At 53.2% G+C, this 18,151-nt stretch carries 17 protein-coding genes, 1 pseudogene and 1 other annotated feature; of the genes and pseudogenes, 5 read left to right on the top strand and 13 right to left on the bottom strand.

Going from position 1 to position 18,151, the window contains the following annotated elements:
* Positions 1 to 95 precede the first annotated feature (95 nt).
* Both dsdX and dsdA read left to right on the top strand, forming a co-directional pair.
* Positions 96 to 1,433, top strand: a complete 1,338-nt coding sequence (gene dsdX, locus HV314_RS00085) for a D-serine transporter DsdX (protein WP_181547019.1) — start codon at positions 96 to 98, stop codon at positions 1,431 to 1,433.
* A gap of 17 nt (positions 1,434 to 1,450) precedes the next feature.
* A complete protein-coding gene (dsdA, locus tag HV314_RS00080) occupies positions 1,451 to 2,773 on the top strand; it encodes a D-serine ammonia-lyase (protein ID WP_047358468.1) in 1,323 nt (440 codons plus the stop codon).
* A 12-nt stretch (positions 2,774 to 2,785) separates the two neighbouring features.
* On the opposite strand, the gene HV314_RS00075 is transcribed toward dsdA, so the two are convergent.
* The 3 genes from HV314_RS00075 to HV314_RS00065 are packed head-to-tail and all read right to left on the bottom strand — an operon-like array spanning position 2,786 to position 4,594.
* Complete coding sequence (locus HV314_RS00075; protein ID WP_159162434.1) at positions 2,786 to 3,898, bottom strand: anaerobic sulfatase maturase; 1,113 nt, start codon at positions 3,896 to 3,898, stop codon at positions 2,786 to 2,788.
* On the bottom strand, positions 3,895 to 4,257 hold the full coding sequence (locus HV314_RS00070) for a DUF202 domain-containing protein (RefSeq protein ID WP_181547012.1): 363 nt from the start codon (positions 4,255 to 4,257) through the stop codon (positions 3,895 to 3,897). Before HV314_RS00070 ends, HV314_RS00075 begins: the two co-directional genes overlap by 4 nt.
* Positions 4,247 to 4,594 carry a YidH family protein gene (locus HV314_RS00065; protein ID WP_016155059.1) on the bottom strand — a complete coding sequence of 116 codons (348 nt, stop codon included), beginning with the start codon at positions 4,592 to 4,594 and terminating at the stop codon, positions 4,247 to 4,249. The genes HV314_RS00070 and HV314_RS00065 overlap by 11 nt, the downstream gene beginning before the upstream one ends.
* Before the next feature lie 107 nt (positions 4,595 to 4,701).
* Between HV314_RS00065 and HV314_RS00060 the strand changes: the two genes are divergently transcribed.
* A complete protein-coding gene (locus tag HV314_RS00060) occupies positions 4,702 to 5,151 on the top strand; it encodes a hypothetical protein (RefSeq protein WP_181547010.1) in 450 nt (149 codons plus the stop codon).
* 67 nt (positions 5,152 to 5,218) lie between these two features.
* On the opposite strand, the gene HV314_RS00055 is transcribed toward HV314_RS00060, so the two are convergent.
* The 4 genes and pseudogenes from HV314_RS00055 to ibpA all read right to left on the bottom strand — a co-directional run bounded on the left by HV314_RS00055 (position 5,219) and on the right by ibpA (position 8,095).
* Positions 5,219 to 6,880 (bottom strand): putative transporter, encoded by a 1,662-nt coding sequence (locus HV314_RS00055; RefSeq protein ID WP_181547008.1) that lies wholly within the window; start codon positions 6,878 to 6,880, stop codon positions 5,219 to 5,221.
* Between the two features lie 110 nt (positions 6,881 to 6,990).
* Positions 6,991 to 7,092, bottom strand: a pseudogene (locus HV314_RS27515) (DNA damage-inducible protein D); the annotation flags it as partial.
* A 68-nt stretch (positions 7,093 to 7,160) separates the two neighbouring features.
* Complete coding sequence (ibpB, locus tag HV314_RS00050) at positions 7,161 to 7,589, bottom strand: small heat shock chaperone IbpB (protein WP_181547006.1); 429 nt, start codon at positions 7,587 to 7,589, stop codon at positions 7,161 to 7,163.
* 92 nt (positions 7,590 to 7,681) lie between these two features.
* Positions 7,682 to 8,095, bottom strand: coding sequence for a small heat shock chaperone IbpA (gene ibpA / locus HV314_RS00045; protein WP_003023882.1), 414 nt, complete (start codon positions 8,093 to 8,095; stop codon positions 7,682 to 7,684).
* Positions 8,089 to 8,161: a sequence feature (ROSE (Repression Of Heat Shock gene Expression) occurs in the 5'-region of heat shock genes and acts as an RNA thermometer to modulate expression.), on the bottom strand. Its footprint overlaps the gene before it by 7 nt.
* A 239-nt stretch (positions 8,162 to 8,400) precedes the next feature.
* Here ibpA and HV314_RS00040 point away from each other — a divergent pair.
* On the top strand, positions 8,401 to 8,733 hold the full coding sequence (locus tag HV314_RS00040) for a YceK/YidQ family lipoprotein (RefSeq protein WP_162489540.1): 333 nt from the start codon (positions 8,401 to 8,403) through the stop codon (positions 8,731 to 8,733).
* Position 8,734: 1 nt separating this feature from the next.
* On the opposite strand, the gene HV314_RS00035 is transcribed toward HV314_RS00040, so the two are convergent.
* On the bottom strand, positions 8,735 to 9,961 hold the full coding sequence (locus HV314_RS00035) for a DUF3748 domain-containing protein (protein ID WP_181547004.1): 1,227 nt from the start codon (positions 9,959 to 9,961) through the stop codon (positions 8,735 to 8,737).
* A gap of 99 nt (positions 9,962 to 10,060) precedes the next feature.
* Here HV314_RS00035 and cbrA point away from each other — a divergent pair, with 99 nt between their 5' ends.
* Entirely contained in the window at positions 10,061 to 11,179 is a 1,119-nt protein-coding gene (gene cbrA / locus HV314_RS00030) for a colicin M resistance lipid reductase CbrA (RefSeq protein ID WP_181547003.1), read from the top strand.
* 4 nt (positions 11,180 to 11,183) lie between these two features.
* Here cbrA and yidA read toward each other — a convergent pair whose 3' ends face one another.
* The 5 genes from yidA to dnaA all read right to left on the bottom strand — a co-directional run bounded on the left by yidA (position 11,184) and on the right by dnaA (position 18,151).
* Complete coding sequence (yidA, locus tag HV314_RS00025; RefSeq protein ID WP_016155065.1) at positions 11,184 to 11,996, bottom strand: sugar-phosphatase; 813 nt, start codon at positions 11,994 to 11,996, stop codon at positions 11,184 to 11,186.
* Between the two features lie 130 nt (positions 11,997 to 12,126).
* A complete protein-coding gene (gene gyrB, locus HV314_RS00020) occupies positions 12,127 to 14,541 on the bottom strand; it encodes a DNA topoisomerase (ATP-hydrolyzing) subunit B (RefSeq protein ID WP_047498797.1) in 2,415 nt (804 codons plus the stop codon).
* 28 nt (positions 14,542 to 14,569) lie between these two features.
* Positions 14,570 to 15,643, bottom strand: a complete 1,074-nt coding sequence (recF, locus tag HV314_RS00015; RefSeq protein WP_016155067.1) for a DNA replication/repair protein RecF — start codon at positions 15,641 to 15,643, stop codon at positions 14,570 to 14,572.
* Positions 15,643 to 16,743 carry a DNA polymerase III subunit beta gene (gene dnaN, locus HV314_RS00010; protein ID WP_016155068.1) on the bottom strand — a complete coding sequence of 367 codons (1,101 nt, stop codon included), beginning with the start codon at positions 16,741 to 16,743 and terminating at the stop codon, positions 15,643 to 15,645. The genes recF and dnaN overlap by 1 nt, the downstream gene beginning before the upstream one ends.
* Positions 16,744 to 16,747: 4 nt before the next feature.
* Positions 16,748 to 18,151, bottom strand: coding sequence for a chromosomal replication initiator protein DnaA (gene dnaA / locus HV314_RS00005; RefSeq protein ID WP_047498800.1), 1,404 nt, complete (start codon positions 18,149 to 18,151; stop codon positions 16,748 to 16,750).

Raw genomic sequence — 18,151 nt, 5'->3', positions numbered from 1 at the left:
AATCTGGTTCATGTGAAAGGGGATTTATATCGTTTGTCAGACCATGCCTTATTTTTGTCCAATAACCCTATATTAATCACAGGGCAAGGTGAGTTATGCACTCTCAAATCTGGGTTGTGAGCACGCTGCTGATAAGCATCGTGTTAATCGTTTTGACCATCGTGAAGTTCAAATTCCACCCGTTTCTGGCGCTGCTGTTAGCCAGCTTCTTCGTGGGTACGATGATGGGTATGGGGCCGCTGGATATGGTCAATGCCATTGAGAGTGGCATCGGCGGTACGCTGGGCTTCCTCGCCGCGGTTATCGGCCTTGGGACCATTCTTGGCAAAATGATGGAAGTGTCCGGCGCGGCCGAACGTATCGGCCTGACGCTACAGCGCTGTCGCTGGCTTTCCGCTGACGTCATTATGATACTGGTCGGGCTGATTTGCGGGATCACGCTGTTTGTTGAAGTCGGCGTAGTGCTGTTGATTCCTCTGGCCTTTTCAATTGCCAAAAAAACCAATACCTCGCTACTGAAGCTGGCGATTCCGTTATGTACAGCGCTGATGGCGGTACACTGCGTCGTGCCGCCGCATCCAGCCGCCCTGTTCGTGGCGAACAAGCTGGGCGCGGACATTGGCACCGTGATTGTCTACGGCTTACTGGTGGGCTTAATGGCTTCACTGATCGGCGGTCCGCTGTATCTGAAATTCCTCGGTAACCGTCTGCCGTTTAAGCCGGTTCCGGCTGAGTTTTCCGACCTCAAGGTGCGCGACGAAAGTACGCTGCCATCGTTGGGCGCTACGCTGTTTACCGTACTGCTGCCGATTGGCCTGATGCTGGTAAAAACCGTCGCTGAGCTGAACATGACGAAAGGCAGCACGGTTTATACGCTGTTGGAGTTTATTGGTAACCCGATCACCGCGATGTTTATTGCTGTTTTCGTGGCCTATTACATTCTCGGCCTGCGTCAGCACATTGGCATGGGTGCGCTGCTGACCCACACCGAAAACGGTTTTGGCTCCATTGCTAACATTTTGCTGATTATCGGCGCAGGCGGCGCATTCAACGCTATCCTCAAGAGCAGCGGACTGGCGGATACCCTCGCGCTGATCCTCTCGAACATGCATATGCACCCGATTCTGCTGGCTTGGCTGGTGGCGTTAATCCTGCATGCTGCGGTGGGCTCTGCCACGGTGGCGATGATGGGCGCGACGGCAATCGTGGCCCCGATGCTGCCGCTCTACCCCAACGTTAGCCCGGAGATCATCGCCATTGCCATCGGTTCCGGCGCGATTGGCTGCACGATCGTCACCGATTCCCTCTTCTGGCTGGTGAAGCAGTACTGCGGCGCCACCCTAAATGAGACGTTCAAATATTATACGACCGCGACATTTATCGCGTCCGTTATTGCACTGGTTTGCACATTCCTGCTTTCCTTTATTATCTAAGCGCAAAGAGACTGACTATGGAAAACATTCAAACACTTATCGCCCAGCATCCTTTAGTGAAAGATCTGGTCGCTCTCAAGGAGACGACCTGGTTTAACCCTGGCACTACCTCTCTTGCGGAAGGTTTACCGTATGTTGGCCTGACAGAGCACGATGTTCAGGATGCCCACGCTCGTCTGACGCGCTTCGCGCCGTATCTGGCGCAGGCATTCCCGGAAACCGCAGCCACCGGCGGCATTATCGAATCTGAACTGGCCGCGATCCCGGCGATGCAAAAGCGGCTGGAAAAAGAGTATGGGCAGCGCATCAACGGCGAAATTCTGCTGAAGAAAGACAGCCATCTACCGATTTCCGGCTCAATTAAAGCGCGAGGCGGTATTTATGAAGTGCTAACCCACGCGGAAAAACTGGCGCTGGAAGCCGGTCTGCTGACCACACAAGACGATTACAGCATTCTGCTTTCGCCTGAGTTTAAACAGTTCTTCAGTCAGTACAGCATCGCCGTAGGCTCCACTGGCAACCTTGGGATGTCGATCGGCATTATGAGCGCCCGTATCGGCTTTAAGGTGACGGTTCATATGTCTGCCGACGCTCGCGCATGGAAAAAAGCCAAACTGCGCAGCCACGGTGTGACGGTCGTGGAGTATGAAGAAGATTATGGCGTGGCGGTTGAGCAGGGCCGTAAAGCGGCACAGTCCGATCCGAACTGTTTCTTTATCGATGATGAAAATTCCCGCACGTTGTTTTTAGGTTATGCGGTCGCCGGCCAGCGTCTGAAGGCGCAGTTCGCGCAGCAGGGGCGCGTGGTGGATGCCGACCATCCGCTGTTTGTTTACCTGCCGTGCGGCGTCGGCGGTGGGCCTGGCGGGGTGGCGTTTGGCCTGAAGCTGGCATTCGGCGATAACGTGCACTGCTTCTTCGCAGAACCGACCCATTCACCGTGCATGCTGCTGGGGATTTATACCGGGCTGCACGATACGATTTCTGTGCAGGACATTGGCATCGATAACCTGACAGCGGCAGATGGGCTGGCGGTGGGCCGCGCGTCCGGCTTTGTTGGCCGGGCAATGGAACGTCTGCTCGACGGTCTGTACACCCTGGACGATCAGACTATGTACGACATGCTGGGCTGGCTGGCGCAGGAAGAAGGCATTCACCTTGAGCCGTCGGCGCTGGCCGGGATGGCCGGTCCGCAGCACGTTTGCGCTTCTGCTGACTATCAGCAAATGCACGGCTTCAGCGCGGAGCAGCTCAATAACGCCACCCACCTGGTGTGGGCGACCGGCGGCGGCATGGTGCCGGAAGCCGAAATGGCGCAGTATCTGACCAAAGGACGTTAAACGCCGCTGAACTTAACGCAGCATCGCCATCAGTTCCATCGGTGAGCGATGTTGCTTCAGAAGGTCACGCATCACGCGCATATGCGGCGCGGTATGATTGAAGAAAGCGCTGTATCCGCCGCAAATCGCACTCTTTCCACTGCTGTCGCGATGCTTTGGGCAATCACCATGGCAAAAGCGTAATAGCGAACACGCCTGGCATTCCGCGCTCAGCGTGGTTCTCTTGGACTGACCAAACGCCGCTGCCCTCGGGCTGGCGTTGAGCTCACTCAACGACGTGCGATGAATATTACCCAGGCGAAAATCAGGGTGAACATAGTGATCGCACTGATACAAATCGCCATTCGCTTCCAGAGCAAAAGCATGTCCGCAGGTGGAGCTTAGCGAACACATCTGCGCCGGGTGTCCGCACCATACGCCCAGAGTTGAATCAAATAACTGGATGAATACGCGGCCAATATCTTCTCTGACCCAGATATCAAAGACGGTATTCAGGAAGGTTCCCCACGCCTGAGGCGGGACGGATTCGGCGGTAAGCTCGCCGTCTTCATCATATTCAACCAGCGGAATGAACTGCAAAAAAGGCGTGCCAAGCTGGCGAAGGTAGCGATACATCAACTCAGGTTGCTGGCTGTTCAGAGAATTAACCACTACCAGCAGATTGAACTCCACCTGATGCTTACGGAGCCTGGCAATGGCGTCCACCACCTTATGGTGAGTCGGTTTTCCACTACGGTTAACACGATAAGCATCGTGCAACTCGGCGGGGCCATCCAACGAAATCCCCACCAGCCAGCCGTTATCGTGCAAAAACTGACACCATTCGTCGTTGAGCAAAATCCCGTTGGTCTGGAACGCGTTATGGATTTTCTTCCCTTCCCCGTACTGTTTTTGCAACGTCACTACGCGGCGGAAAAAGTCGATGCCACAGAGGGTTGGCTCTCCGCCCTGCCAGGCGAACATCACGTCAGCCCCCGGCTGTGCGGTGATATGCTGACGAATAAACGTCTCTAAGGTGGCGTCATCCATTTCGGGTTGAGTGGGTTTATCGATGTAAAAACAGTAACGACAATCCAGGTTACAACGAGAGCTGGCTGGTTTGGCCATGACCTGACATCCTGTCATGCTAAATTCCCGATAAACGCAATAAGTTGGCGGACATGCGTTACAGCAAACAGTATTGCGAGGGATAACACCGCGAGGGAGATCATAAATTTGTCACGCACCGCGCGAGATTCAGAAAAATCGCTATGCGTAACATCCATCAGATTACGGCTGCGGGTATAGCGCCACAAAACGATTGCCACCAGCGCCAGCACCACAATTGAAACCCAAAACAGGAAGCCCGCCTGATGCCAGTTGTGCTTCAGCGCCAACGCCATTAGCGCGCCATAACCCAGAAGCGTACGAAACCAGGCCAGCGATGTTCGCTCCGGTTGTAACCCCGGCTCGGCGATACGTCGCGACTTACGGCTATCCGGCATACAGCACCAGTCCCATGACAATCACCGCGACGATCAACAAAATCAGACTGATGATTAATAGGCTATGGGTATAGGGCAAATCCTCTTTCAGGCGCATCGCCCTCTCATTACGCAGCCAGCGCAGGTAGCCATAAATCGCCAGACCACCGGCAAACAGGCATAGCAACAGCGCCAAAAGCTCACGAATTACCGGCGTGGCAAAATCCGGTGCTAGTTGGTCGAGACCAACGCCCGCCGCCAGAAACCCCAGCGCGGTACGGATCCACGCCAGAAAGGTACGCTCATTTGCCAGTGAGAAGCGGTAATCCGGGGCTTCTCCAAGGCGGGAAATTTTCATCAGGACTCCTTTTTACTTTCACAGTTCAGCTAAAACGCTGCTCACTTTCAGAATTGCGAACATGGTATTGCTGATACTCTTTATGCCATCCAGCACAAGGAGGTCTGATGGACATATTATCGCAAAACAAATGTAGCTCATTGGGAATGCTTTTTGGCGCCATTGCATTGATCCTTGGCATTTTTCATTTTTCTTTCGGTCCTTTTTCCGCCCCGCCTCCTACGCTTGAAAGCGTGGTATCAGAGAAGGTATCAGCCATTAAAAAAGGTATTCTTGCTGGACTGAAAGGCGAACAAGCATCTGCCGCAGTGGAAAAACCAGCAACAGATATCGATAAGATACTGGATAACAGCGGCATTGCTCTTGCCGTCATCGCGCTGGTATGTGCATTTATTGGCGGCATGCGCAAAGAAAATCGTTGGGGTATTTGTGGTGCGATGTGCTTTGGTGGCGGAACGCTCACCTTTCACGCCCTGCTTTTTGGTATTGGAATTATCTGCGCCATCATCCTGCTTATTCTGATCTTCTCCTTTCTCGGCAACGTTTCACCGGTTTAGTTTGCATGCCAGATGGCGACGTTCATCTTACCCGGCCTACAGGTGATGCAGGCCGGATACTCGCTCTTTAACCCATCCCCCAAAAAATCACCGCCAGCAGTTGCGGCGTGATAATTCGCAGGAACATCACCAGCGGATAAACGGTCGCATACGACAGCGCCGCCGCCCCGCTGGTGGCATGCAGGTTGTTAGCAAATGCCAGTGCAGGCGGATCGGTCATTGAGCCAGCCAGCATTCCGCACAGCGTGAGGTAGTTCATTTTGACGAAAATCCTCGCCAGCAGCCCCACGGTAATCAGCGGAATCGCGGTGATGAAAATACCGTAACCCACCCAGCTCAGGCCATCCCCCTGCGTCAGGGTATGAACAAAATCACCGCCTGACTTCAGACCAACCACTGCGAGAAACAGCACGATACCCAACTCTCGCAGCGCCAGGTTAGCGCTGGGGGGCATAAACCAATACAACTTACCGATGCTGCCAATACGCCCCAGGATCAACGCCATAATCAGCGGCCCACCGGCCAACCCCAGTTTAAGCGCCACCGGGAACCCAGGAATGAACAGCGGGATTGAACCCAGCAGAACACCCAGCCCGATCCCGATAAATACCGGCAGCATCTGCACCTGCTGCAGTTTTTGCTGGGCGTTACCCACCACATTAGCAACAGCATCAATCGAGGAAGGTCGACCGACCAGATTGAGGATGTCGCCAAACTGCAGGCTGGCGTCGCTGCTGGCTACCAGCTCAACCCCCGCACGGTTCAGACGGGAGATAACCACGTCGTAACGTTCTTTGAAATGCAGGTCGCGGATTCGTTTCCCCAGCACCTGTTCGTTGGTCACCACCACGCGCTCAACGCGTAAATCGGTGCCTCGCGTCGACAGCGATGTGTCCACCTCCTGCCCAATCACCACCTGCGCATTGTGCAGATCAGCAGGCTGACCAACCAGGTGTAGCAGGTCGCCCATCTGAATAATCGTCCCCGGCGACGGCACCATCAATGTTTCTTCACGTTTTAAACGTGAGCAGATGATTTTGTCGCTGTTCAGGATTGGGACATCCTGAATCGCCATATTGTTAAGGTTCGGGTTTTCCACACGGATATTCATCGTCTGAATCAGCGCGTGTCCGTTGGTCAGCGTGGATTCATGCTGATGGGCTTCGGCATCGACGTTAACGCGAAAAATTAGGCGTATCAGCCACATAGTGAGCAAAATACCGCAGATACCAAAAGGATAAGCCATGGCATAGCTCATCCCCATCTGATCCACCACATCAACAGGAGTACCCAGATCGCGCAGAATCTGCTGCCCCGCGCCTAACGCCGGAGTATTAGTGACCGCACCGGAAAAAATGCCCAGCACCACGGGAAGGGGAATGGCAAAAATCTTATGCAGGATCGCGGTGACCAGGCCACCCATGATAACAATCAGCACGGCAAACAAATTCAGCCGTAGGCCCGAAACGCGCAGTGACGCAAAAAAGCCCGGCCCCACCTGAATACCGATGGTGTAGACGAAAAGAATCAGGCCAAATTCCTGAATAAAATGCAGCATGTCGCCGCTCAGGGTCATCCCTGCCTGATCGACAAAATGCCCGACAATAATACCGCCGAACAGCACGCCTCCGATGCCAAAACCAACACCACGTATTTTTATGTTGCCGATCCATAATCCGACAACTGCCACCATTGCCAGAACGCTGACCGTCAATGCTATATCACTCATTTTCCTGTTCCCTGTGAATAACATTTTATTTAACGAGGATTATGACTGAACCGTTCAGGCATGAATGCAGAGTGGCGCACATTATCATGCTACAGAGCGCCCAGGAGCGCTTAAGAAGAGCGTTCTTTACTGTTTTTCTTCACGTCGATTTGAAATTGCTGAATGCTTTTTTCTGGCAATGGCAGCGCTTCCGGCATCCTGCCCTCCAGATCATAGTTTCATGTGGGCTGAGGCACAAAAAAGCCCCGTCATTTCTGGCGGGGCAAAGGCATGGAGCTATTTAACTGTCTAATGCGGGACGTTCGCTGATGGCGATACGTTGTGGAGTGATGGTTTCAGGTTCATTCCGGGTCAAATCGATATGCAGCAAGCCGTTAGTGAAGCTTGCGCCGGAGACTTCCATATTTTCAGCCAGCGTAAAGCTCAGGCTGAACGGCTGAGTGACCAGCCCCTGATGCAACCATTTGGTCTCTTTTTCCGGCTGCTGCGGCGTACCTTTCACGGTCAGGCGCGTGCCTTCCAGTTGAATATCCAGATCTTCCTGGCGGAAACCGGCTAACGCAAGGGTAATGCGGTAGTGGTTATCATCGCTCTTTTCGATGTTATAAGGCGGGAAGCTCTGGCTTTCGCCCGTGTTTTGCAAGGCATTGGCCAGTTTGTCAAAACCGATCCATTGACGCAGCAGTGGGGATAAATCGTAGTTACGCATAATAATCTCCTTCTAAGAAGCGAGTAAGTACCTTTTGGCTCCCTGACGGCAAGCCGATTGCTTAGCAGGGCCGCCTGAAGCGGCCCACAGAATTAGTTGATTTCGATGCGGCGCGGCTTATTCGCCTCGGGAATCACGCGTTCGAGATCGATATACAGCAGACCATTCACCAGGTTCGCGCCGCGAACATGAATGTTCTCCGCTAACTGGAACTTACGTTCGAAGTTGCGCTCGGCAATCCCCTGATACAGGTAAGTACGTTCTTTTTGATCGTCCGCATGGGCACCTTTCACCACCAGCAGATTGTCCTGGGCAGTAATTTCCAGTTCGCTTTCAGCAAAACCAGCAACGGCAATCGCAATTCGGTAATGGTTTTCGTCTACCAGCTCAACGTTATACGGAGGGTAGCCGCCATTGCTCTGGCCCTGATTGTTTTCCAGCAGGTTAAACAGGCGATCAAAACCAATAGCAGAACGGTACAGCGGGGATAAATCAAAGTTACGCATAATCAATAGCTCCTGAAATCAGCGAGAATAATAGACCTTCCATCATGGACAGGTCAGGTAGCCAGGACACCCATCAGGCATGCCCTTCATTTGTCTACACTCTAAAAATGGGTCTTAATACAAACTTTTCAAGCGTATTCATCTGACTTTTTTTGCAGTTTGTTGTCTATTGCATACACTGGTGGGAGCAGTTGTTATCGTTAAATCGCGATAGCCGCCACAGTGTGACGAAATGGTGATGTTATTTTCGCAACGGATCGCTTTAACTCACCATGCAAACACAATAAATACAGATGAAAAAAATGATGATAAAAAAAATGTTGGTAACACTGACAATGTGCAGCGGGATGGCGTTTGTGAGCGGCTGTTCCAGCATTATGTCGCATACCGGGGGCAAAGAAGGGACGTATCCTGGCACGCGCGCCAGCGCCACAATGATTAGCGAAAGTGATACAAACTGGGGAACCAAGTCACTGGCGATTCTGGATATGCCGTTTACCGCAGTACTGGATACCGTATTACTTCCGTGGGATCTCTTTCGCAAAGATAGCTCGGTGAGATCCCGTGTAGAAAAAAGCGAGGAGAGAACGCAGGCCGCGAACGCCGTTATCCCTCCGGCTGAAATGCCTGCTCCTTAAGTTAACGCCCAGTCTCTGTTACCCACAGCTGGCGGAAACCCTCGACGTCTTCCATCCACGCAACCTGTCGACCATCAGGAGAGAAGATGATCGCATCGCCCGATGGTGGGTTGCCGTGACGGTCCGTTAGAAAATCAACCTCTCCCGTCTGAGCATCACAACAAGCAATTTTGTTATCCAGTACAAACCCCAGCCATTTCCCTGACGGATGCCAGTTGAATGCTGACTGAATATCCGTGGCGCAGCGGGTAAGCTGACGCGGTTCTCCTCCTTGTGGGGAAATCAGCCACAGTTGCACAATGCCGACGTCATCACGCATTAAAAACGCAATCTCAGATGCCTTTGGATTACTGCGCACCCAATGGCGCGGCTGATTTACCAGACCGGGAAAGGCGCGCGCATGAGTAAACGTCAGGCGGCGTTGATTAATACCGAATGGCGGCGCAGGCATTGTTGCCTCAGTGCCCTCCAGCGGAGCGTCGCCCGGCTGTTTCCAGCCGCTTTCATCCTGTGGTAAATCAACAATAAATAACTCCGGCACTTTCTCGCCCGAGACTGATAACGTATCACCGATAAACGCCAGTCTGTTTTCCCCTACCCAGCCCTCTTCATAGGCGCGGTTAATCTCATCGCTACCCGGTTTAGGCGTGGGTGTCGTCTGGGTTACCAGCACGCACCAATGGCTCCCGCTGTACTCACGGGGATGCTGCGCGGAGACCGTCACCGGACCATAGGGCGCAGCCACACCGACATTGCGTAGATCCAGCGCCGGTGAGCGCTCATGCAGCACATGGTCGTTATAGGTGAAACTGACAAACTCGCCGCTCGGGCTAAATACATGCACATGGCTACCACCGCGCAGCGCACCCGGCGTATATGGGGCGGTAATATCCATCGCATCCAGATTCTCCACTTTTGCCTGTGTAGCTATCACCCCACGCCGATGATGGAAGTCGTAATGCCATGTTTCATCAGGATTTTCAGGCCCATGAATAAACACATATTTTTCCGACTTTGGATGAACGGTCACCACGCCAACGTGCGATCCCTGCATGGCCCGATAAATCACCTCCAGCTCGCCAGTATGAATATTGACGCGCTCAATTGTGTCGCCGGTAAAAGAGGCACCGGAAGGACGCACATCAAAGACCAGCCACTGGCTGTCCGGTGTCCAGGTATTGATATTGGTAAGCTGATGATTACGCGGCGTAAAGGTGATTTGCTTCATGGAATGCCCTGATACAAGACGATTTCAGCAATCATACTTCACAAGCACTTCACTTTCAGGCTTTAGCGTATCGCCATCTTCATTTTTGCGGACAGAAAGATGGAACATTTTGACGTAGCCATTATCGGGTTAGGCCCGGCAGGCGCAGCGCTGGCGCGGCAGTTGAGTGGAAAAATGCGCGTGATCGCGTTGGATAAAAAACACCAGTGCGGCAACGAAGGTTTCACCAAACCCTGCGGCGGTCTGTTGGCCCCGGATGCCCAGCGTTCGTTTATCCGCGACGGGATAACCTTACCCGTTGATGTCATCGCTAACCCACAGATATTTAGCGTTAAAACGGTTGATGTTGCAGCCTCTTTGACGCGTAACTACCAGCGCAGCTACATTAATATCAACCGCCATGCTTTTGATTTATGGCTTAAATCTCTCATTCCTGATGATGTACAGGTGTACCACGACAGCCTGTGTCGGAAAATCTGGCGCGAGGGCAATAAATGGCATGTCATCTTCCGCGCCGACGGTTGGGAGCAGCAGATCACCGCGCGTTATCTGGTGGGAGCCGACGGCGCGAACTCACTGGTACGCCGTCATCTCTATCCCCGGCACCAGATCCGTAAATATGTTGCTATTCAACAATGGTTTGCGGAAAAGCATCCCGTCCCGTTCTATTCCTGCATTTTTGATAACGACGCAACCGACTGTTATTCCTGGAGTATCAGCAAAGATGGCTATTTTATCTTTGGCGGTGCCTACCCGATGAAGGACGGCCAGGCGCGCTTTGACGCGCTGAAAGCGAAGATGGAAGCGTTCCAATTTCAGTTCGGCAAACCGGTGAAAAGTGAAAAATGTACGGTGCTGTTTCCTTCACGCTGGAAAGACTTCGTCTGTGGCAAGGACAACGCATTTTTGATTGGCGAAGCGGCCGGTTTTATCAGCGCCAGCTCACTGGAGGGGATTAGCTATGCGCTGGACAGCGCGGAGGCACTCAAATCTGTATTGTTGCGGGATGCACCAGATATGAATCACGCTTACCGCAAAGCCACCCGCAAGTTACGTCTCAAACTGTTTGGCAAAATCCTGAAAAGTCGTGCCCTGACGTCGGCGTTTTCCCGCAAATGGATAATGCGCAGCGGCGTGGCGCATATTCCTCAAGGTGACCACTCAGTATCACAAATAATTGCTGAAACAGGGCAAATGCGCCAAGGCATTTGCCCATAACATCTTATTTCAGCGCAAACTTCTCAATGGCATACGCGACGCCATCTTCAAGGTTAGATTTCGTCACAAAGTTGGCGATTTCTTTGACTGACCCAATAGCGTTGTCCATGGCAACGCCCACGCCTGCGTATTCAATCATCGCGATGTCGTTTTCCTGATCGCCAATCGCCATCACCTCTTCAGCTTTTATACCCAACGCATCGGCCAGCGATTTCACGCCAGTCCCTTTATTGACGCGTTTATCGAGGATTTCGAGGAAATACGGTGCACTTTTCAGCACGGTGTACTTCTCTTTTACTTCCGCAGGTATGCGCGAGATAGCTTTATCGAGGATCTCCGGCTCGTCAATCATCATCACTTTCAGGAACTGGGTTGCGGGATCCATTTTCTCGGCTTCACAGAACACCAGCGGAATCGTCGCAACAAACGATTCATGCACCGTGTAGTAGCTGATATCACGGTTCGCGGTATACAGGGTGTTGCGATCGAGAGCGTGGAAATGCGAGCCAACGTCCCGGGAGAGCTGCTCCAGATAACGATAATCATCATAGCTCAACGCGGTTTGCGCGACAGTACTGCCATCCCCTGCTTTCTGCACTAGCGCGCCATTGTAGGTAATGCAGTAGTCACCGGGTTCTTCCATATGCAATTCTTTCAGATAGCTGTGGACGCCGGCATACGGGCGCCCCGTGGTCAGCACCACATTTACGCCACGCGCGCGCGCTGCGGCAATCGCCGTTTTGACCGCGGGTGAAATGGTGTGATCGGGCAGCAGAAGTGTGCCATCCATATCGATAGCAATAAGTTTGATAGCCATGAGTTCCCCGGATTAAATGAGTCCGTCCTCATGCTAACGCGATTCCGCTCAAAAAACAGCTACGAAAAGGGGGATAGAAAGGGGAATCGAGATTCCCCTTTTGCAGGACGGTTGTAGACCTGGGTGCAAGTTAGATATCGATGTTCGCCGCTTTCAGGGCGTTTTCTTCGATAAACGCGCGACGCGGTTCAACGGCATCGCCCATCAGCGTAGTGAAGAGCTGGTCGGCGGCAATCGCATCCTTCACGGTAACGCGCAGCATACGACGGCTTTCCGGATCCATGGTGGTTTCCCACAGCTGATCCGGGTTCATCTCGCCCAGACCTTTATAACGCTGGATAGCGAGGCCGCGACGTGACTCTTTCTGCAGCCATTCCAGCGCCTGCTCAAAGCTGGCAACCGGCTGGCGGCGCTCGCCACGTTCGATAAACGCATCGTCTTCGATCAGCCCGCGCAGCTTCTCACCGAGCGTACAAATACGACGGTATTCGCCACCGGTCACAAACTCGTGGTCCAGAATATAGTCGGTATCCACACCGTGAGTACGGACGCGCACAATCGGCTCAAACAGGTTCTGCTCTGCGTTGTGGTGGATATCAAACTTCCACAGGCTGCCGTGCTGTTCTTTTTCGTTCAGCTCGGTAATCAGCGTATTAACCCAGCGGGTAACGGTCTGCTCGTTCGCCAAATCAGCTTCCGGCAGCGTCGGTTGATAAACCAGTTCTTTCAGCAGCGCTTTCGGGAAACGACGTTCCATACGGCCAATCATTTTCTGCGTCGCGTTGTATTCAGAAACCAGTTTTTCTAACGACTCACCTGAAAGAGCAGGTGCGCTGGCATTAGTGTGCAGCGTTGCACCATCCAGAGCGATAGAAATTTGGTACTGATCCATCGCTTCGTCATCTTTAATATACTGTTCCTGCTTACCTTTTTTCACTTTGTACAGCGGTGGCTGTGCAATGTAAACGTGGCCGCGTTCCACGATTTCCGGCATCTGACGATAGAAGAAGGTCAACAGCAGCGTACGAATATGCGAGCCGTCGACGTCCGCATCGGTCATGATGATGATGCTGTGATAACGCAGTTTGTCCGGGTTGTACTCGTCACGACCGATGCCACAGCCGAGCGCGGTGATCAGCGTCGCCACTTCCTGAGAAGAGAGCATTTTATCAAAGCGCGCTTTCTCGACGTTGAGGATTTTACCCTTCAGCGGCAGAATCGCTTGGTTTTTACGGTTACGGCCCTGCTTCGCAGAACCGCCCGCGGAGTCCCCTTCCACAAGGTATAGTTCGGACAGCGCCGGGTCGCGTTCCTGACAGTCCGCCAGCTTGCCCGGCAGGCCCGCTAAGTCCAGCGCGCCTTTACGACGGGTCATTTCACGCGCGCGACGTGCCGCTTCACGGGCACGTGCAGCATCAATAATTTTGCCAACGACGATTTTCGCGTCAGACGGGTTTTCCAGTAGGTATTCGCTCAGCAGTTCGTTCATCTGCTGTTCTACCGCCGATTTCACCTCAGAGGAGACCAGCTTGTCTTTGGTCTGTGAGGAGAACTTCGGATCCGGTACTTTCACGGAAACAACGGCAATCAAGCCTTCACGGGCATCATCACCGGTGGCGCTGACTTTGGCTTTTTTGCTGTAGCCTTCTTTGTCCATGTAGGCGTTCAGGGTACGGGTCATCGCCGCACGGAAGCCTGCAAGGTGAGTACCGCCGTCACGCTGCGGAATGTTGTTGGTGAAGCAGTAAATGTTTTCCTGGAAACCATCGTTCCACTGCAGCGCAACTTCAACGCCGATACCGTCTTTTTCGGTGGAGAAGTAGAAGATATTTGGGTGGATCGGCGTTTTGTTTTTGTTGAGGTATTCAACAAACGCCTTGATGCCGCCTTCGTAGTGGAAATGGTCTTCTTTACCATCGCGCTTGTCGCGCAGACGAATAGAGACGCCGGAGTTCAGGAACGACAGCTCGCGCAGACGCTTAGCCAGAATCTCGTATTCAAACTCAACGACGTTGGTAAAGGTTTCGTGGCTTGGCCAGAAACGTACCTGAGTACCCGTCGCTTCTGTTTCGCCGGTTACCGCCAGCGGCGCCTGCGGCACACCGTGCACGTAAGTTTGCTGATGCACTTTACCTTCGCGGCGAATCACCAGCTCCAGTTTCTGTGACAGGGCGTTTACTACGGAAACACCTACGCCGTGCAGACCACCGGAAACTTTATAGGAGTTATCATCGAATTTACCGCCTGCGTGCAGAACGGTCATGATAACTTCCGCCGCCGAAACGCCCTCTTCCGGGTGGATACCGGTTGGGATACCACGGCCATCATCGGTAACGGACACGGAGTTGTCCGCGTGAATCGTTACAACGATATCTTTACAGTGACCCGCGAGCGCTTCGTCGATAGCGTTATCTACCACCTCGAATACCATGTGGTGCAGACCGGTGCCGTCATCCGTGTCGCCGATATACATACCCGGGCGCTTACGCACCGCATCCAGTCCTTTCAGGACTTTGATACTGGAGGAGTCATAAGAATTCGACATCAACGTTTCTCGCTCATTTAAACTTGGGTTAATCCGTTATTTTACCCTTTTCCACGGTGAACATCTTCGAATTTTTGTCCGACATGTCCAGAACGTGTTCAGCGCTGATTGCGCTGACAAAGACCTGAGATTGCGTCGCTTTTAAGCGGCTGGCTAACAGCCCACGACGGGCATCATCAAGTTCAGAGGCAAAATCATCTATCAGGTAGAGACACCGCCGCCCACTTTCGCGGGTGAGGAACTCCCCTTGCGCCAGACGTAAGGCGCACATCAGCAGCTTTAGCTGCCCACGCGACAACGTGTCTTCCACCGGCGCACCGTCAGCGCGAATGCGAAAATCCGCTTTGTGCGGACCGTGCGCGGTGTAGGTCAACATGCGATCGCGTTCAAAACTGCGTTCCAGCACTTCGGCATAATCGGTCTCTTTCTCCCAGCCACGCTGGAATGAGAAGGAGAGAGAAAACTCGGGTAGAAACTGCTGACAGGTATCCGCCATATCCTGCGCGATACCGGCGCTGTACTCCGCGCGCCAGGTGCTGATTTGTTCCGCCAGCGGGATCAGTTCTTTATCCCACGGACGCAGTTGCTCATAACGACTCACCTGGCGCAGGGCCGCGTTGCGCTGCTTGAGCAGTCGCTTCAGATTGCTCCAGGCGGTGAAAAATCCGGCTTCATTGTGAAAGCATCCCCAGTCAAGGAATGCTCTTCTGTATTTGGGGCCGCCATTGAGTAAAGTAAACCCCTCTGGCGTGATCAGCTGCATTGGCATCAGGTGCGCCAGTTCCGCGACCTTGTGCCCGTCAGTGCCGTCAATGCGCACTTTGCTGTCGCCCAGTTTGTCTTTCGTCAGGCCAATCGATGTCTCACGCTCTTCCCCCTGCAAACGCCCGTGTAAAACAAACGACTCCTGCTCGTGGCGAATTACGCGGCCAATCTGCAAACTGCGAAACGCCCGGCCGTGGCCGAGCGTATAGATGGCTTCCAGCACGCTGGTTTTGCCGCTGCCGTTCGCGCCAACCAGGAAGTTAAAGCCAGGGGATAAAGCGAGATCCGCGCTTTCGATATTGCGAAAGTCGCGGATCAACAGACGGGTGAGCGACATTACAGTCTCATTGGCATAACAACATAAGCCGCGCTCTGGCTGGCTGCATCTTCAATCTGTACGCTCGATACGGAATCGGTCAGCAGAATACGAACGTTCTCGCACTTCAGCGCGTTTAGTACGTCCAGTACGTAGCTAACGTTAAAACCGATTTCCAGTTCAGTACCAGGATAGGAGACATCCAGAATTTCTTCCGCTTCTTCCTGCTCCGGGTTGTTGGCGGTGATTTTCAGCTGGTTTTCACTGACATACAGACGCACGCCGCGGAATTTCTCGTTAGAGAGGATCGCCGCACGAGCAAATGCCTGTTTGAGGATATCGCAACCGGCTTCCAGATGTTTGTCCGGATTCTTCGGCAATACGCGGCGATAATCCGGGAAACGGCCATCAACCAGCTTGGAGGTAAAGATGAAGTCACCCACGTGCGCACGAATGTTGTTGCTGCCAATCTGCACGCGCAGCGGGTTGTCGCCGCCGTCGAGCATACGCATCAGTTCAATCACGCCTTTACGCGGAACGATCACCGAATGGCTGGGTAACTGCTGACCGACTGGCATTGAACAGACCGCCAGGCGGTGACCGTCGGTCGCCACGGTACGCAGCTCTTCCCCTTCGGTTTCAAACAGCATGCCGTTTAAGTAGTAACGCACGTCCTGATGCGCCATCGAAAACTGCGTGGCTTCAATCAGGCGCTTCATCGTGGCCTGCGGCAGAGTGAATTCGACTTCGCTCTGCCAGTCGTCCAGATTCGGGAAGTCGGCGGCAGGCAGCGTAGACAGCGAGAAACGGCTGCGGCCAGAACGCACCAGCATGCGATCGCCTTCCAGTTGAACGGCAATTTCCGCGCCTTCCGGCAACCCACGGCAAATATCGAAGAATTTACGCGCCGGAACGGTGGTCGCACCAGGTTCATGAGGCTGGATCAGCGCCACGCGCGCCACCATCTCCATTTCGAGATCGGTACCGGTCAGAGAAAGCGCGCCGTCAGCAACCTGCAGCAGCAGATTTCCGAGAATAGGCAGTGTAGGACGTCCACCCAGCGGGCCGCTGACCTGCTGAAGCGGTTTTAATAAATGTTCACGTTCAACGGTAAATTTCATAGCGTCACGAAGATAATGTTCTGATTAAATTGGAGAAATCTTCTTTAATATCATGGCTTTCTTCACGCAACTGCTCAATCTTGCGACAGGCATGAAGCACGGTAGTATGGTCACGCCCACCAAACGCGTCGCCAATTTCCGGCAGACTGTGGTTAGTGAGCTCTTTTGCCAGCGCCATCGCCATCTGGCGCGGACGAGCTACCGAGCGAGATCGACGCTTAGAAAGCAGATCCGCAATTTTGATTTTGTAATACTCCGCCACCGTCTTCTGAATATTGTCGATGGTGACCAGCTTTTCCTGCAAAGCCAGCAGATCGCGCAACGCTTCGCGCACGAAATCGATGGTAATCGCCCGGCCGGTAAAATTAGCGTTGGCGATCACACGGTTCAGCGCGCCTTCCAACTCACGTACGTTAGAGCGTAGACGCTTGGCAATAAAGAACGCCACTTCACCCGGCAGACGAATGTCGTTTTCGTCGGCTTTTTTCATCAGGATCGCAACGCGCGTTTCCAGCTCAGGCGGCTCGATCGCAACAGTCAGTCCCCAGCCGAAGCGGGATTTCAGACGATCTTCAACGCCGTTGATCTCTTTCGGATAGCGATCCGAAGTCAGGATGATCTGCTGATTGCCTTCCAGCAGGGCGTTAAAGGTGTGGAAAAACTCTTCCTGCGAACGTTCTTTATTCGCGAAGAATTGGATATCGTCAATCAGCAGCGCATCCACGGAACGGTAGTAGCGTTTAAACTCTTCGATCGCGTTGTTTTGCAGGGCCTTAACCATGTCCTGCACAAAACGTTCGGAGTGCATATACACCACTTTCGCGTTTGGCTTACGCGCCATAATACCGTTACCGACAGCGTGCAGAAGGTGGGTTTTACCCAGACCCGTACCACCATAAAGGAATAACGGATTGTAGGCGCCGCCAGGATTGTCCGCCACCTGCCGTGCCGCCGCGCGCGCCAGTTGGTTAGATTTACCTTCAACGAAGTTATCAAACGTGTGTTTGACGTTGACGTTAGAACGATAGGTAGGTTCTGCCGGTGCCGGGACGTTATCCCAGCCTGAGCGCGCCGACGGAGCGGCACGTTGCGGTTGCACTTGCTGAGCCACGTAGGCGGGCGCAACAACGTTGTTTACCGGCGTTTTCAGCGTTTGCGTGACGGGTTTAGTACCGACTTCAAAGCGCAGCTGCGGGGCATCCGCTCCACAGAAGTTATTGAGTAATCCATTAATATTATTAAGGTATTTATCCCTTACCCAATCAAGCACGAAACGGTTTGGCGCATACAAAGCCAGCGTGTTATCGCTCAGTTCCGCCTGCAACGGGCGTATCCACATACTGAACTCTGTGGCTGGTAACTCATCCTGCAATCGGGCAAGACACTGCTGCCAAAGCGAAAGTGACAC

Source organism: Citrobacter sp. RHBSTW-00887 (assembly GCF_013728095.1).
Taxonomy (GTDB): domain Bacteria; phylum Pseudomonadota; class Gammaproteobacteria; order Enterobacterales; family Enterobacteriaceae; genus Citrobacter; species Citrobacter braakii.
This window is presented reverse-complemented; position numbering and strand designations above follow the sequence as displayed.